This window comes from Saccharopolyspora hattusasensis, from assembly GCF_050972075.1.
GTDB lineage: Bacteria > Actinomycetota > Actinomycetes > Mycobacteriales > Pseudonocardiaceae > Saccharopolyspora > Saccharopolyspora hattusasensis.
Map to the genome: position 1 here is coordinate 8,442,220 of NZ_JBPCDC010000001.1, position 13,615 is coordinate 8,455,834.

Genomic DNA, 13,615 nt, shown 5'->3' on the forward strand with positions numbered 1-13,615 from the left:
GCCGCCGCGGGACCGCGATCCCGATGCCGCCGTCTGATGTGGACGGTCGTGTCGCGGCTCGTGCCTGGTGGCGCAGGCATGGGCCGAGTGAATCCCGGAGATCCGCATCCGCTTGGATGAATCGAAGTCTTGTTGGCGGAACATGCCGTACGAGGGGTTAGCTCGGTGGGAAGTCTTCGATCTCGGATCTCGTCCTGGTTCGTGCGTCGGTATCTCACGCGCCTGCGCGGGAAAGGGACCGGGGCGCTGGCGTTGTTGCCGGACGCGGCGTTGATGCCGTTGCGCCGGACCGGCCTGGACCCGGTGCCGGAACTCGGCGTCAAGCGCCAGCAGGAGCCGGTCGCCAAGCTCCCGGTGCCGTTTGGGCTGAACGTCTGGCTGGTCACCGGCTATCGGGAGGCCAAGGCGGTGCTCGGGGACGCCGGCACGTTCAGCAACGACTTCAAGCACCTCGTCGGCAACGCGGGCGTCCAGGCGGAGGACAACCCCGGTGGCCTCGGCTTCACTGATCCGCCGGACCACACCCGGTTACGCCGCATGCTGACGCCGGAGTTCACGATGCGGCGGTTGGAGCGGTTGCGGCCGGAGATCCAGGCGATCGTCGGCGAGCGGCTGGACTCGATGGCAGCGGCGGACGGGCCGGTCGACCTGGTGCGGGAGTTCGCGATGCCCATCCCGTCGCTGGTGATCTGCGAACTGCTCGGTGTGCCGCACGTGGACCGCGCGGAGTTCCAGCAGCTGAGCGTGGCGCGGTTCGACCTGTTCGACGGCGTCGCCGCGTCGCTCGGCGCGATGTCGCAGTCGTTGGAGTACCTGCACCGGGTCGTCAAGGAACAGCGCGAGAGCCCGGGCGACGGCCTGCTGGGCGCCCTCATCAAGGAGCACGGCGAGGACGTCACCGATCGTGAGCTGGCGGAGCTCGCGGACGGGGTGCTCACCGGCGGGTTCGAGACCACGGCCAGCATGCTCTCGCTGGGAGCTCTGGTCATGCTGCAGAACCCGGACCATTTGGCGATGGTCCATGACGATGCCGCCGTCGCCGGTTTCGTCGAGGAACTGCTGCGCCACCTCACCGTCGTCCAGGTCGCTTTCCCGCGCTTCGCACGAGAGGACGTGGAGATCGGCGGGGTGAAGATCTCGCGAGGCGACGTCGTGGTGTGCTCGCTGGCCGGCGCGAACCGGGATGACGAGCTCGGGTCGGACCTCGAGCGGCTCGATCCCACGCGTCCTGCCACCTCGCACCTGGCCTTCGGCTACGGCATCCACCGCTGCGTTGGCGCGGAGCTCGGCCGGTTGGAGCTCCGCGAGGCCTATCCCGCCCTGGTGCGGCGTTTCCCGGACATGCGCCTGGCGATTGCCCCCGAGGAGCTGGCCTTCCGGAAGGCTTCGATCGTCTACGGGCTGGAATCCCTGCCCGTCCACCTGAAGTAGGCGCGCCTAGCTGTCGAGGGCAGTTCAGTTCCTCCAGCACCGGGCGTCGCAGCCGCCGAGCGTGGCGGCGAAGCGACGGATGCTGCGGCGGTACGCTGCTCGCCGCTGACCTCCAGGAGTCGGCTCGTGTCGGCCCCGACGGAATCGGACTCGAAAGATGTCGGACATCGTTGTCTTCGCCAACGCCGCGATCACCATCGTCGGCGTCGTCGTGCTCATCCTCCGGGCCAAGATCAGCCCGGCCATCGCGCTCGTCCTCGGCGCGATCTACCTGGGGCTGGTCTCGAGACTGGGCCCCGAGCAGACCATCAAGTCCATCACCACCGGCTTCGGCGACCTGATGACCGAGGTCGGCCTGCTGATCGCGTTCGGCGTGCTGCTCGGCTCGCTGATGGCCTCCCTCGGCGCGATCGAGAAGCTCGTCGACCTGCTCGTGCGGACCTTCGGCCCGCGGTCCCTGCCCTACACCTTCGGCGCCACCGTCGGCACCGTCCTGCAGTCGATCTTCGCGGACGTGCTGCTGGTGATCACCGCGCCGCTGGCCGGCCGGCTGTCCCGGCAGATCGGCCCGTACGGCGCGGCGCGGATGTGCGCGGCGATGGCGCTGGGCATCGAGGTCGGCCTGGTGTTCGTGCTGCCCGGTGTCGGGGCGGTCGCCCTGGCCGGGGTGCTGAACCTGTCGTTCGGCAAGATGTTCATCTTCGGCCTCGTCACGGCGGTCTTCACCATCGTCGCCACGCTGGCGCTGTTCACGGCGCTGGCCAAGCGCGGCTTGTGGAACCCGAAGCTGGACGAGACCGAGGACTTGCCGGTCGCGGAGGTCGCCGAGGAGGAGCGGTCGCGCGAGCTGCCGCCGCTGCCCCTGCTGCTGGCTCCGCTGCTGCTCGCGCTGGCACTGATCGCCTTCGGTGCCATCGCGGAGATGGCCGGGTTCTCCTCGCCGTGGGTCGACTTCCTCGGCGACCCGGTGATCGCCCTGCTCATCGGCCTGGTCGGGGCGGTGGTCCTCGCGCGTTGGAAGCTCCCGGCCGAGCAGACCGCGGCGGCGTTCAAGCGCGGTTTCCACGAGAGCGGCCAAATCCTCATCCTCACGGGTGTCGGCGGCTCGCTGGCGCAGACGGTCAAGGACGTGGGCCTGGGTGAACTGCTGAAGGGCTACTTCTCCACCAGCACGGTCGTCCCGCTGCTGCTGGTGTGGTTGGTGGCCGCGGTGCTGCACATCGCGATCGGCTCGGTGACACTCGCCTCGATCACCGCCGCCGGGGTGCTGGGCCCAGTCATGCCGCTGCTGGGCATAGACCCGGTCTTCGTCGCCCTGGCGGCGGGCGCGGGTTCGCTGTTCGTCATCCACGCCACCAGCAACACGTTCTGGCTGCTGCAAACCCTGCTGCCGCAAACGACTCGAGGGACCCTGAAGTCGGTAACGCTGACGGTCTCGGCCGCCTCGATCATCGCGATGATCCCGATCCAGGTCATGGCCCTGGCTTTCTGAACCGCGGGACGCTCGTGAAGACGGTGCTCATGCGGCGAAGTTACCGAGAGCCGCGGACCTCCAGCGACGCCAGTAGGGTGGCCGTGGCCTTCTCGATCTCGTCCACCGCCTGCTCGAAAGCGGCCGCGTTGTGCGCGGCGGGCGCGCGGAACCCCGAGATCTTGCGGACGTACTGCAATGCGGCCGCCCGGATGTCACCGTCGGTGACGTCATCGGCGTAGGGCGGGCGGAGCGTCTTGATGCTGCGGCACATGAACATTCCCTGGTTGGATTTCCCCAGCTCGTACCAGGTCGATGAGCTGCGGACCGAGACGGCTCGGGTGCTGTCCCGGTCATGTTAGCGGCGATGTCCCGTCCGGAAGGCCCGGCGGCCGGGCCGAAGGCTGAGGCCGTTGGACCCTGGGGAGGCACCGTGGGGCCGCGCAATCTGAGGAGGCCGAACCCGACGAGCCTCTTGTGAGGTGGTCATGCCGAACGCCCATGCGCAGCCCGCTACGACTGCCGCTGAACCGCTGGCCCGGCTCGGGCAGTCCTGGGGTTGGCTGCTGACCTTCGGGGTCCTGACCGCGATCGCCGGAATTCTAGTGCTGGTGTGGCCAGGGCCGGCGGTCGTGGCTTTGGCGATCATTGTCGGAGTGCAGTTGTTGGTCGGCGGGATCTTCTGGTTCGTCAAGGCCGTGAGCGCGCACCAGGAGAACCGCTTCGCCCTGGTTCTGCTTGCCGTGCTGGCGATCATCGCTGGTGTGGTGGTGCTGAGGTCGCCTGTTGCCTCCGTCGCGCTGTTCCCGCTTGCGCTGGGTCTGTTCTGGACGATCAGCGGTGTTGTCGAAACCTTGCACGCCATCGTCGCTGCGGGCGTTCCGGCGCGGGGATGGGCGATCGCGTCCGGGCTGCTTAGCGTGCTCGCCGGTATCGCCTTGCTGGCCTACCCCGGCCTCGGGCTGGTGACCCTGACCTACATCCTCGGCATCTGGCTGGTGGTGTACGGGGTTGTCGCCGCTGTCCGAGCAGTTAGAGTACGGCCGCATGCAGCAGCGGCAGCCGCAGCGCAGGCGGGTCCAGCACCCGCGTAGCAGCAGGAGTTCGCCATGAGCAGTCAGAGGAGCCAGCATTCACCGGACAGGACGCATCATTGGGCGTCCCCCCGCGCCATCACGAGCTTGGTGCTTGTCGTGGCGGCAGTGGTGCTCGTGCTCGAGAACCGGCAAGCTGTCGAGATCAGGATCTTCGTGCCGTTGGTCACGATGCCGATGTGGACGGCGCTGGCCGTGATGCTGGTCGTCGGGATCGTCGCCGGGCTCTTGGTGTCCCGTCCCCGGAAATGAAGGGGAGCTGGCGGGCCCGGCGTCGCGGTGCTTCGATCACTGCGCCTCGGGTTGGCGTCGTGGTCTGAGGTCGCCCGAGGTGTGCAGGTGCACGCTTTCAATCGCGGTCCAGTACCGGGTGGCGTCCGTGACTGCCACGGCCAACTCGGCGCTGAGCGTGGCCAGGTGGGTTCCGGCGAGCCTCAGCTTGTCACCGGGGTGATTGCTGGTCTTGGCCCGCTCCACATCCTGTTCGTCGAAGCGCCCAACCTGTTCGGCCAGCACGGAGCTCAGTTGGCTGAGCTCGGCGAGCGTGCCCACGATTGCCGAGCCGAAGGCGTGGAGTTCGTTCAAGGACGGCTGCGGGGTCCTGGCCTGCAGGCTCACGGACTCCGCCACAGCATCCCGCCCGCGGTGCAGCGCTTCCAGGGGATGTTCGTGTTCGGGCATGGGAAATGCCTCCTCGGCTGAGTGGCGACTCCAGCGGCTGCGGAGCGGGGAAGCCCTGTTCGGAGGCTTCGCTGCCCGGTGGCGCAGGAAGGCGCGGTAACGCTGAAGTACCCGATTTCGCTGACCGACTCTCGTGCGCAGGACTCCGGCGGTCCTGGACGTTGTCTCAGTCGTCGACGGACAACCGGGCGAGGCGCCGGGCCGTTGGCCAACGGACGTGGGTGACCCAACCGAGCTTCTCGAAGATCCGGATCAGCCGCGCGGAGATGTCGATCTGGCCAGGCCGGACGCCATGCCGAGCGCAGGTCGGGTCGGCGTGGTGCAGGTTGTGCCACGACTCGCCCATGCTCAGCAGGGCGAGCGGCCAGAAGTTGGCCGCCTTGTCGCGGCTGCGGAACGGGCGCTCCCCGAACATGTGGCAGATCGAGTTCACCGACCAGGTCACGTGGTGCAGGAAGGCGACGCGGACCAACCCGGCCCAGAAGAAGGACGTCGCGGCACCCCACCAGGTGCCGGTGATCAAGCCGCCGCACAACGCGGGCAGCGCGAACGTGGCCACGGTCAGCGGCCCGAACAACCGATGCACCAGCCGGATGTCGGGGTCGGCCAGCAGATCGGGCGCGAACCGCTGCTGATTCGTCAGATCCCGGTCGAAGATCCAGCCCATGTGCGCGTGCCAGAACCCCCGCGCCAACGCGACGGGGGACGTGCCAAACGCCCACGGCGAGTGCGGATCGCCCTCCCGGTCGGCGAACGCGTGGTGCCTGCGATGATCTGCGACCCAGTGCAGGATCGGTCCCTGGACCGCCATGCTGCCCGCGACCGCGAGTGCGATGCGCATCGAGCGCTTGGCGCGGAACGCGCCGTGCGTGAAGTAGCGGTGGTAGCCGACCGTCACGCCGAGAATGGTGAACACGTACCAGCCGGCGGCGAGCAGCGCATCCCACCAGCGCAAGCCCCACCCCCACACCAGCGGCACAGCCGCGATCAAGGCCAGGAACGGCACGAGGATGAACGCGTAGACCGACAGGTGCGGGGCCAGTGGCCTGCGCCCGGCCAGCAGCGGTTGGGGATTCGACTTGGACACGTCGCTGGCGACCATCGCAGCAGAAACCTCGAATCCGCCTAGTCGGAAGCTCTGCCACCACCGACCGGGAGGCAGCCGTTCACCCACCACACAACCGGCAAGGGGCACGAAGAGCAACGAACCGCTCGGCAAGCATTGGTGAACGCGGGTGAAGAGCTTGGTGTCGAGACACTGCTGCCGGATCCCCTCATGAACGTGCGGTCAGGTCTGTGCTGGAGGAAAAGCCTGGTTGCTTTCGACCTCGACCCGGTTGCGGCCGGCGTGCTTCGCCCGGTAGAGGGCTCGGTCGGCGGCGGCGAATAGGGGGTCGAATTGGGTGGGGCCGATGGCCACGCCGACGCTGATGGTCGGCGGTCGGGTTCTCGGGCCCACCTGCGGCGTCCAGTCGTGGGTCTCCACAGCGGCGCGGATGCGCTCGGCCAGCTCCGGGCCGCCGGGGCCAGGAGCCTGTTCCCGGTCGGCGAGCAGTACCAGGAACTCGTCGCCCGCCCATCGGCAGACGAGGTCGTCGGAGCGGCACTCGCGCCGCAGCAGCAGGGCCACCTCCTGCAAGACGGCGTCGCCTGCGGTGTGGCCCGCGGCGTCGTTGATCTTCTTGAAGTTGTCGACGTCCATACCCCTCGGCGACGAGGTCGAGGGCGAGCGGAATCCGATCCAGCCGCCACGCCAGGTAGGCCCGGTGCACGAGCACGACGCTGGAGTCCCACCGGTCATCGACGTGGTTGGCCCCGTCGGCGACCAGCCGCCTGAAGGCGAGGCCGGCGGCGTTCGGGCGGCCGGACTCCAGCAACATCCGGACGTGCCGGTCCGGCTCGGGGACCAGCCCCGCCATCAACGGATCGTTCTCCCGCACTGCCTCATCCTCGCAGCCACGCAACCCGGTGACCTGCTGTTCTGTGCCACCGCGCTGCGTTCAGACTACTGGGATTGCTCAGCCCCAAAGGCCGAGGGCGAACTCGGCGATCACGGTCGACAGGAGGAACGACGCCGTGATCGCGAGCAGGCCGACCGGGATGATCTTCCAGCCGATCCGCCGCAGCAGCGGGATGTCCTTGCCCAGCGACAGCCCCGCCAGGGTCAGCATGATGGTGGCGATCGAGAGGAAGTCCACCGACTTCACCAGCGGGTTCAGCACCTCTGCGCCGGGGAACCAGGGGCTCGAGATGTAGGCGCCCACCGTGGTGATCCAAACGATCGCCGAGATCTTCCGGGACACCTTCGCCAGGAGGAGCCCGACCAGGACCAGGGCCAGGAGCACCGCGTAACCGCCGACGACCTTCCAGCTCAAGGCACCGGCCGCGATCGAGGCGGTGCCGATGCCCAGCACCGTCAGCACCCCGAGCGACCGCCACAGCGGCAGCGTGACCTGGGTGGAGACCGCGGCGACCTGCTCCCGGAACGCGCGGTTGTCCGCGACCTCGTCCGACCCGGCACCGGCGGAAGCCGCTGGCGCGCCCGATCCCGCAGCGGCGGTGTCCCGGCGTCCCGTGAGCAGCCGGTAGAACCGGTCGGCCAGCGGCAGCGCGATGTAGATCCCGACGTACACGCCCAGGATCGTGGTGATCAGGTTCGACACGGCGGCCATGCCCAGGATGGCCTCTTCACCGGCCGGATACGCGTCCACGATGCTCGCCGTGGACGCCGCCATCATCGAGCCGGACCCGACTCCCGCGCCCATGGCCAGCGCCAGCGGATCGAAGATCCGCCAGTTGGCCACGAGGGACGTCAGGAGCGTGATGAACACCGCGCCGAAGAGCGTGCCGAATACGTACATCGCCAGCACGCCGCGGTACTGGTCCGAGTCCGGCCCGTACTTCTCCGAGACCATCGCGAACGACGGCTCGCGGTCGAGGGAGAACGTGGCGCCGACCGTGGCCTTGCCCATGCGCAGCAGCACGGCCAGCGGCAGGGCGAGGGCGATCGTCCCGAGCAGATGGCCGACCTCCTGCAGCAGCAGGGCGGGCCCCGCTTTGACCAGGGTCGGCAGGCTCGGGCCGATGTTGAAGGCGAGCCGGGCCACCAGCAGCATCACCGCCACGCCGACTAAGGCCGAGGCCGCCTTCTGCAGGTCCAGGCCGAGCGGCTTGAACCGTTGCACCGACACCAGCAGGCCGAGGACCAGCCCCCACACCATCGGGAAGATGATGATGGACCCAATGCCCAGATCGATCTTGACTTGGCCGACGAACTGGACGACCAGCGCGATGACCAGCGCCAGGGCGGCGATCGGCAGCGTTTGCTTCGTTCCGGCCTCGGCCGGGGCGGTGGAAATGGTCATCGGGCTGCTGCTTCCTGCGAGGGGTTCCGGCGGTGGGCCGCCGCGGTGAACCGGTCTTTCTGCTGGTTCGGTCCCATCACGCCGCCTAGTAGCTCAGCGCTGGGAACGGTGCGCCTGCGGCGCGGGTGGGCACCCAGACGGCCTTGGTCTGGGTGTACTCGTCGAGCACACCCGGGCCGGAGGAGCGGCCGTGGCCGGAGTCGCCGAAGCCGCCGAAGGGGACGGCGACGTGGATCGTCTTGTAGGAGTTGATCCAGAAAGTGCCGACCTTGACCGAGCGTGCCACGTGGTGGGCGCGGGACACGTCGCCGGTCCACACCGCGCCCGCCAGGCCGAAGTTCGTGCCGTTGGCCCGGTCGATCGCTTCCGCCTCGGTGTCGAATGCGTCGGCGCCGACAACGGGACCGAACACCTCGCTGGTCTCCAACCGGTTGGCGGGTGTGACCCCGTCGAGCAGGGTAGGCGCGACCCAGTGACCGGCCGCCAGCGCGGTGCCGGTCAGCGCGGCGGGCAGCTCCGCGCCGGTGACCCGGCGGCCGCCGTCCTGCAGCCCCGCCTCGATCAGGGAGGTCACGGTGGCGAACTGCGGTGCGGTGATGATCGGGCCGACCTCGGTGTCGGGGTCGAGCGGATCGCCGAGACGCAATCGCGCCGCCCGCTCCGCAACGCGTTCGACGAACTCGGCGTGGACGCTGCGCTGCACCAGCAGCCGCGAACCGGCCACGCAGGACTGCCCGGCACCGGAGAACACGGCCGCGATGGCACCGTCGGCCGCGCGGTCCAGGTCCGCGTCGGCGAAGACGATGTTGGCGCTCTTGCCGCCGAGTTCGAGGACGGCCGGAATACCGGCCTGGGCCGCCGATACCGCCACCCGGCGGCCGGTGGCCACCGAGCCGACGAACGAGACCTTCCCGACGCGCGGGTCGCTGGTGAGCGCGGCGCCGACGGTGCCCCCGAGGCCGACGGCGACGTTGAAGACGCCTTCCGGCAGACCGGCCTGGTGCGCCAGCTGGGCCAGCCTGACGGTGGAGGCCGGGGTGAACTCGCTGGGTTTGACGACGACGGCGTTGCCGGCGGCCAGCGGGGCGGCCGAATTCCAACCGGCCGTGAACAGCGGCGCGTTCCACGGCGTGATGGCCACGACGACGCCCCAGGGGATGCGTTCGGTGTAGGTGTGCCAGTTGCCGGGGACGGGGATCGTCCGGCCCATCAGCTTGTCGGCCCACCCCGCGTAGTAGCCGAACATTTCGGCGACCTTGGCCGCCTCGCTTCGGGTGTCCCGGAGCGGCTTTCCGGTGGTGGCGGACTCCAGCACGGCCAGTTCCTCGGCGTGCTCGGAGATGGTGCCGGAGACCTTGCGCAGGATCGCCGCCCGTTCGAAGGCGTCCGTCGCGGCCCACTTCGCGGCCCCGTGGACCGCGCTGGTCAGGATGGCGTCGGCGCCCTCCCGGCCGGGATCGTTGAAGTCGGCGTAGTCCTCGCCGGTGGCGGCGGAGGTGAGGGTGATGCGCTCGCCGCCGCCGGTGACGATGGCGCCGTCGATGAAGGCTCCAAGACCTTGCGGGAAGGCGGCGTCCAAGGCCTGGCGTGCAGATGCGGCCGAAGAAGTGGCCGGGATGGTGCTCATGATTTGGGGGATCCTTCGCGGGTGAGGGAGGGGGCGACGGTTCGCGCGATCTCGGTGAAGTCGGCGCTGGGGCCGAGTCGGGCGAGGGCGTCCTGCCAGCGCTGGCTCGCGGCGGCCAGCAGGCCTGGCTGCTCGCCGCGCTGGCCGGCGATCTCGATGGCCAGGGCGGCGTCCCGGGCCATCAGCCCGAGGGAGAAACCGGAGTCGTGGGTGCCGGAGAGCACCCAGTCCGGGTACATCGCGGCGGAGACCAAGCTGGCGCCGGAAGCTCCGCTGATCCCCGCCGCGGCGATGGCGGGATCCACGCCGTAGGCCTTCGCGACGGCTAGGGCCTCACCGACGGATACCAGATTGGCCGCGGCCAGGACGTTGTTGAGCAGCTTGACCACGTTGCCGGAGCCGGGGCCTCCGAGGTGCTGGTACTGGCCGCCGGTCAGGGCCTCCAGCACGGGCCGAGCCGCGTCGAGGGCGTCTGGCGTGGCCCCGACGAACGCGGTCAACCGGCCCGTCGCGGCCCCGTCTCGCCCGCCCGAGACGGGTGCGTCCACGAAGGCCGCGCCCCTTTCGGCGGCGAGGGCGGCGAGCTTGGCGCTGGTGGCCGGCTCCGACGTCGTCGTGTCGACGATCGCGATGGTGCCCGCGCTCTCCAGCAGTTGGGGGACCGTCGCCTCGACCACGCGGGCCGAGGGCAGCGAGAGGACGACGTAGGGCGTTCCGGCCAGCAAGCCGACGTCGTCCACGGTTCGGATGCCGCCACTTCCTGCGGCGGAACGCGCATCGGGGGAGGGGTCGAACCCGGACACCTGCCAGCCGGCCCGGTGCAGGGCGGAGGCCATGGCACCGCCCATCGACCCCAGGCCGACGACGGCGATTTGCTTGTCCATCAGAGCTCCTGTTCGTGGGGACGTTCCGATTCGTCCCTAGTCGAGGTAGATGTCCAGGTCCTTCCACAGCTGCTGGGTGCGGCGGATGGCGGCGCGGCTGCGTTCCGGCTGGGCCGCTTGCATCCCGGCGAGCAGCCCGTAGACGACCGAGGTGGCCGCGGTGACGGACTGGAAGAAGGAAATGCCTTCCGACGGCACGATCAGCAGGTGGTCGGCCACGGTGGTGGCCAGCCGGCCTCGGCGCATGTCGGTGATCGCGATGATCGTCGCGCCTGCGGCGCGGGCTGCCTCGGTGGTGGCGATGAGCTGCTTCATGGATCGCCACATGTTGATGACCACCAGGACGTCGCCCGGTCCCAGGCTGTTGATGGCGGTGGCCAGGTGCACCCCGGCCCGGTTCTCCAGGAAGATCGGGTAGCCCATGGTGGAACCGAGGTGGGCCATGACGCTGGCCGGGCCGGCGAAGGAGCCGACGCCGACCACGAGGATCGACCTGGCCGCGGCCAGTGCCGCGATGGCGGCCTCCGCGTCGGCGGCGGTGTTGGTGTCCAGCGCCTGGCGCAGGTTGTCGATGTCGTGCGTCAGGGCGTCGTGCAGCGGGCTCCGGTGCTCGCCGTGCTCGACGAGCGTGTCCTCGGAGGAGATCAGCACCAGGTAGCGGGCGCGCAGCTCGCGCTGCAGGTCCGGCCAGCCCCGGTAGCCCAGCGTCTGGGCGGCGCGGACCACGGTGGAGTTGTTGACGTCGGCCCGCTGCGCGATCTCGGCGATGTCCGCGTAGGACGCAAGTTGCGGATTGCGGGCGATCACGTCGACCACGCGCGACTGCGCCTTGGAGAGCGGCACGCCGGGCAAGACGTCACCCAGCCACTGGGCGTCGGCGTTGCCGAAGATCTCGTCGTTGTGTGCTGTGGACACGAACCCTCTCCCGGATACGAGGCGGAGCGCCCTGCAAGCGCGATTGCGACAATGTACATCGCAATTTTGATTGCAGAAAGGCCTCTTGCGCGCTGGATGGCGAGACGCCGGCGTGGGATCAAGTCGACTGCGCGGACCGTCTGGGGCCGAACCCGCTCGCTGCTGCCGTGAGCAGCAGCGCGGCCCCGAGGAAGTAGACGGCGGTGATGCCGAGCCAGTCGGCGAGCACGCCGCCCAGGAGGAGGCTGACCAACCTGCCGGTCTGGAACAGCGCGTCGAATCCGGCGAAGACGCGACCTCGCGCTGCCTCGCCGGTGTGGGTTTGCACCAGGCTGGTGAAGGTTATGGTGCCGGTCGAGGTGCTCAGGCCGTAGAACAGCAGCGCCGCAGCCGCCAACAGGGGCCACGTCGTCAGGGCCAGCAGCACGTCGACCAAGCCGCGAACGCCGTATGCACCGAAGACGATGCCCGGCCGGACCGGGCCGCGCACGATCCGGGTCAGCAGGGCGGGGCCGGCGAGGGCGCCGACGGCGATGGTGGCCAAGAGCCAGCCGAAACCCTGCGGGCCCAGACCGAGCCGTTCCCGGACGAGGACGACGAGTAAAGCGCTGGTGGCTCCGGCCGACAACGCGGCAAGCAACTGTGCCGTGGCCAGTGAGCGCAGCAGCCGGTCGGCGACGAGCAGTCGCACGCCGTCGAGGGCGTCGCGCGCCCAACCCTGCGAGGTCGCGGCGCGATGACCGGGAACCGCCAAGCCGGTGAGCAGCATGGCGCTGATGGCGAACGATGCGGCGTTGAGCCAGAACGCGGCGGCGTAACCGGCGACGGCGGCGAGCGCGCCGGCCAGCGGTGCGAGCGCGATTTGGGCGACGATCGCGGTGGTCCAGATGCCGGAATTGGCGGCGACGAGTTCGCGTTCGCCGACCAGTGCAGGTAGCAGGCTGTTGGCTGCGGGGTTGAAGAACACCGCGGCAGCCGAGAGCGCGAACGCGATCGCATAGACCGCTCCCAGGTGGGTACCGACCAGAGGCAGCAAAGCGGCGAGGGCCATGCGGACGAGGTCGGCTGCGATCATGATGCGGCGTCGAGGCAGGCGATCGACCACGACGCCGGCCACGGGAGCGAACAGCAGCACGGGCACGACGTCGGCGATCACCACTCCGGCCACACCCAGACCCGAGCCCGTGCGGTCCAGGACCAGCAGGAGCAGCGTCACCCCGGCCAGGATGTCCCCAGCGCGCGAGATCACCGCAGCGGCCCACCACCTCCGGTAGACGGGCCGCGCGAGCAACTCGCGCACCGTGATCCGGCCCGGTTCTGCCGCTGGCACAGATGTCCTCCCGCAGCTTCCCGACGGTGTGAGGGCAGGACCTGTTGTTCAGGAGGCCGGGTTGAGCGGGTTGGGGCAGCACGGGCAGCGGGCACGCGCCTGGGCCCGCAGCCCGGACCGGTCAGTCACCGTCGAGTTCCACCCACCGCTTGGCGACGAGGCGGGCGAGGAAGTTCGCCACGTCGTCGTCGGCCACGTGGTCGTAGCGGTCGCGCAGCTTCTCCACGATCTCGGCGACCGTGCGCCGTCCGTCGCACAGGTGCAGGGTGGTCGCGCCGGTCAGGTTCAGCACCGTCGCAGATTCGGGCACCTGCAACATGTACTGCTTCCGTGCCCGGTCGAAGCCCAAGCGCACGTGCGAGGCCAATTTGGGCTGGCTCGATGGCTGTAGTGCTGTGCTCATCGCCGTCTCAGTTCACTCGGTCCGGACAGCTCGGTCTGCGGACCTGCATCGGGGAGCAGGTTTCTCGCGGTGGTCTGCTCGTCGACGCAGGGGCCACTGCTGGTGTTCGGTGCTAGCCCTCCATCCGCGAGACGTACATCGTCACTTCGGACGCGCACGCGAGTTCTTCGAAGTCCGGGGCCTCCCAGTCGACTTCCTCGAACTTCGGGGGCTCCCATTCAAGAGCCGTCCGAGCGGTATCGGATTGCATGGTCGGCACCTCCGCTCTGCGGATTTCACCGTCTTGCAAGGGAACTCCCGCCTGCGGGCAGGCGGGAGCTCTGCGGTTGACAAGAGCCGGTTTATGGGCTGAAAGCCCGGGCTAGCTGGATAAGATTGGTGGGGTCAGGGCGCGATCAGCAGCCCCAGCCACCC

15 protein-coding genes are annotated in these 13,615 nt (G+C 69.3%); 4 read left to right on the forward strand and 11 right to left on the reverse strand.

The window, feature by feature from the left end; translation table 11 throughout:
• Positions 1 to 165 precede the first annotated feature (165 nt).
• Positions 166 to 1,431, forward strand: a complete 1,266-nt coding sequence (locus tag ACRXBZ_RS39975) for a cytochrome P450 (protein ID WP_433883500.1) — start codon at positions 166 to 168, stop codon at positions 1,429 to 1,431.
• 157 nt (positions 1,432 to 1,588) lie between these two features.
• Positions 1,589 to 2,923, forward strand: a complete 1,335-nt coding sequence (locus ACRXBZ_RS39980; protein ID WP_433883501.1) for a GntP family permease — start codon at positions 1,589 to 1,591, stop codon at positions 2,921 to 2,923.
• A 40-nt stretch (positions 2,924 to 2,963) separates the two neighbouring features.
• Here ACRXBZ_RS39980 and ACRXBZ_RS39985 read toward each other — a convergent pair whose 3' ends face one another.
• Positions 2,964 to 3,176 carry a DUF2277 domain-containing protein gene (locus tag ACRXBZ_RS39985; protein WP_190813857.1) on the reverse strand — a complete coding sequence of 71 codons (213 nt, stop codon included), beginning with the start codon at positions 3,174 to 3,176 and terminating at the stop codon, positions 2,964 to 2,966.
• 214 nt (positions 3,177 to 3,390) lie between these two features.
• Here ACRXBZ_RS39985 and ACRXBZ_RS39990 point away from each other — a divergent pair, with 214 nt between their 5' ends.
• On the forward strand, positions 3,391 to 3,996 hold the full coding sequence (locus ACRXBZ_RS39990) for an HdeD family acid-resistance protein (RefSeq protein WP_433883502.1): 606 nt from the start codon (positions 3,391 to 3,393) through the stop codon (positions 3,994 to 3,996).
• 15 nt (positions 3,997 to 4,011) lie between these two features.
• Positions 4,012 to 4,248, forward strand: coding sequence for a LapA family protein (locus ACRXBZ_RS39995; protein WP_433883503.1), 237 nt, complete (start codon positions 4,012 to 4,014; stop codon positions 4,246 to 4,248).
• Between the two features lie 36 nt (positions 4,249 to 4,284).
• On the opposite strand, the gene ACRXBZ_RS40000 is transcribed toward ACRXBZ_RS39995, so the two are convergent.
• The 10 genes from ACRXBZ_RS40000 to pqqA all read right to left on the reverse strand — a co-directional run bounded on the left by ACRXBZ_RS40000 (position 4,285) and on the right by pqqA (position 13,451).
• Complete coding sequence (locus ACRXBZ_RS40000) at positions 4,285 to 4,677, reverse strand: hypothetical protein (protein ID WP_433883504.1); 393 nt, start codon at positions 4,675 to 4,677, stop codon at positions 4,285 to 4,287.
• 166 nt (positions 4,678 to 4,843) lie between these two features.
• Positions 4,844 to 5,779, reverse strand: a complete 936-nt coding sequence (locus tag ACRXBZ_RS40005; protein WP_433883505.1) for an acyl-CoA desaturase — start codon at positions 5,777 to 5,779, stop codon at positions 4,844 to 4,846.
• A 186-nt stretch (positions 5,780 to 5,965) separates the two neighbouring features.
• Positions 5,966 to 6,379: a GGDEF domain-containing protein gene (locus ACRXBZ_RS40010; RefSeq protein ID WP_433883506.1), complete on the reverse strand. Its 414-nt coding sequence runs from the start codon at positions 6,377 to 6,379 to the stop codon at positions 5,966 to 5,968.
• A 316-nt stretch (positions 6,380 to 6,695) separates the two neighbouring features.
• On the reverse strand, positions 6,696 to 8,042 hold the full coding sequence (locus tag ACRXBZ_RS40015; RefSeq protein ID WP_433883507.1) for a DUF3100 domain-containing protein: 1,347 nt from the start codon (positions 8,040 to 8,042) through the stop codon (positions 6,696 to 6,698).
• 85 nt (positions 8,043 to 8,127) lie between these two features.
• The gene (locus ACRXBZ_RS40020; protein WP_433883508.1) at positions 8,128 to 9,669 is read right to left on the reverse strand and encodes an aldehyde dehydrogenase family protein; all 1,542 of its coding nucleotides are present in this window, start codon (positions 9,667 to 9,669) and stop codon (positions 8,128 to 8,130) included.
• On the reverse strand, positions 9,666 to 10,553 hold the full coding sequence (locus tag ACRXBZ_RS40025) for an NAD(P)-dependent oxidoreductase (protein WP_433883509.1): 888 nt from the start codon (positions 10,551 to 10,553) through the stop codon (positions 9,666 to 9,668). Before ACRXBZ_RS40025 ends, ACRXBZ_RS40020 begins: the two co-directional genes overlap by 4 nt.
• Before the next feature lie 36 nt (positions 10,554 to 10,589).
• Positions 10,590 to 11,468, reverse strand: a complete 879-nt coding sequence (locus ACRXBZ_RS40030; protein WP_433883510.1) for a MurR/RpiR family transcriptional regulator — start codon at positions 11,466 to 11,468, stop codon at positions 10,590 to 10,592.
• A 118-nt stretch (positions 11,469 to 11,586) separates the two neighbouring features.
• The gene (locus ACRXBZ_RS40035) at positions 11,587 to 12,798 is read right to left on the reverse strand and encodes an MFS transporter (protein WP_168588681.1); all 1,212 of its coding nucleotides are present in this window, start codon (positions 12,796 to 12,798) and stop codon (positions 11,587 to 11,589) included.
• A gap of 121 nt (positions 12,799 to 12,919) precedes the next feature.
• Positions 12,920 to 13,201 carry a pyrroloquinoline quinone biosynthesis peptide chaperone PqqD gene (pqqD, locus tag ACRXBZ_RS40040; protein ID WP_433883511.1) on the reverse strand — a complete coding sequence of 94 codons (282 nt, stop codon included), beginning with the start codon at positions 13,199 to 13,201 and terminating at the stop codon, positions 12,920 to 12,922.
• 112 nt (positions 13,202 to 13,313) lie between these two features.
• Positions 13,314 to 13,451: a pyrroloquinoline quinone precursor peptide PqqA gene (pqqA, locus tag ACRXBZ_RS40045; protein WP_433883512.1), complete on the reverse strand. Its 138-nt coding sequence runs from the start codon at positions 13,449 to 13,451 to the stop codon at positions 13,314 to 13,316.
• Between the last annotated feature and the right edge of the window lie 164 nt (positions 13,452 to 13,615).

What these genes read in the sequence shown, in the direction of transcription:
- ACRXBZ_RS39980 (WP_433883501.1), top strand. Translation starts at nt 1,589, where the DNA reads ATGTCGGACATCGTTGTCTTCGCCAACGCCGCGATCACCATCGTCGGC.
- ACRXBZ_RS39985 (WP_190813857.1), bottom strand. Translation starts at nt 3,176, where the DNA reads ATGTGCCGCAGCATCAAGACGCTCCGCCCGCCCTACGCCGATGACGTC.
- ACRXBZ_RS39990 (WP_433883502.1), top strand. Translation starts at nt 3,391, where the DNA reads ATGCCGAACGCCCATGCGCAGCCCGCTACGACTGCCGCTGAACCGCTG.
- ACRXBZ_RS39995 (WP_433883503.1), top strand. Translation starts at nt 4,012, where the DNA reads ATGAGCAGTCAGAGGAGCCAGCATTCACCGGACAGGACGCATCATTGG.
- ACRXBZ_RS40000 (WP_433883504.1), bottom strand. Translation starts at nt 4,677, where the DNA reads ATGCCCGAACACGAACATCCCCTGGAAGCGCTGCACCGCGGGCGGGAT.
- ACRXBZ_RS40005 (WP_433883505.1), bottom strand. Translation starts at nt 5,779, where the DNA reads ATGGTCGCCAGCGACGTGTCCAAGTCGAATCCCCAACCGCTGCTGGCC.
- ACRXBZ_RS40010 (WP_433883506.1), bottom strand. Translation starts at nt 6,379, where the DNA reads ATGGACGTCGACAACTTCAAGAAGATCAACGACGCCGCGGGCCACACC.
- ACRXBZ_RS40015 (WP_433883507.1), bottom strand. Translation starts at nt 8,042, where the DNA reads ATGACCATTTCCACCGCCCCGGCCGAGGCCGGAACGAAGCAAACGCTG.
- ACRXBZ_RS40020 (WP_433883508.1), bottom strand. Translation starts at nt 9,669, where the DNA reads ATGAGCACCATCCCGGCCACTTCTTCGGCCGCATCTGCACGCCAGGCC.
- ACRXBZ_RS40025 (WP_433883509.1), bottom strand. Translation starts at nt 10,553, where the DNA reads ATGGACAAGCAAATCGCCGTCGTCGGCCTGGGGTCGATGGGCGGTGCC.
- pqqD (WP_433883511.1), bottom strand. Translation starts at nt 13,201, where the DNA reads ATGAGCACAGCACTACAGCCATCGAGCCAGCCCAAATTGGCCTCGCAC.
- pqqA (WP_433883512.1), bottom strand. Translation starts at nt 13,451, where the DNA reads ATGCAATCCGATACCGCTCGGACGGCTCTTGAATGGGAGCCCCCGAAG.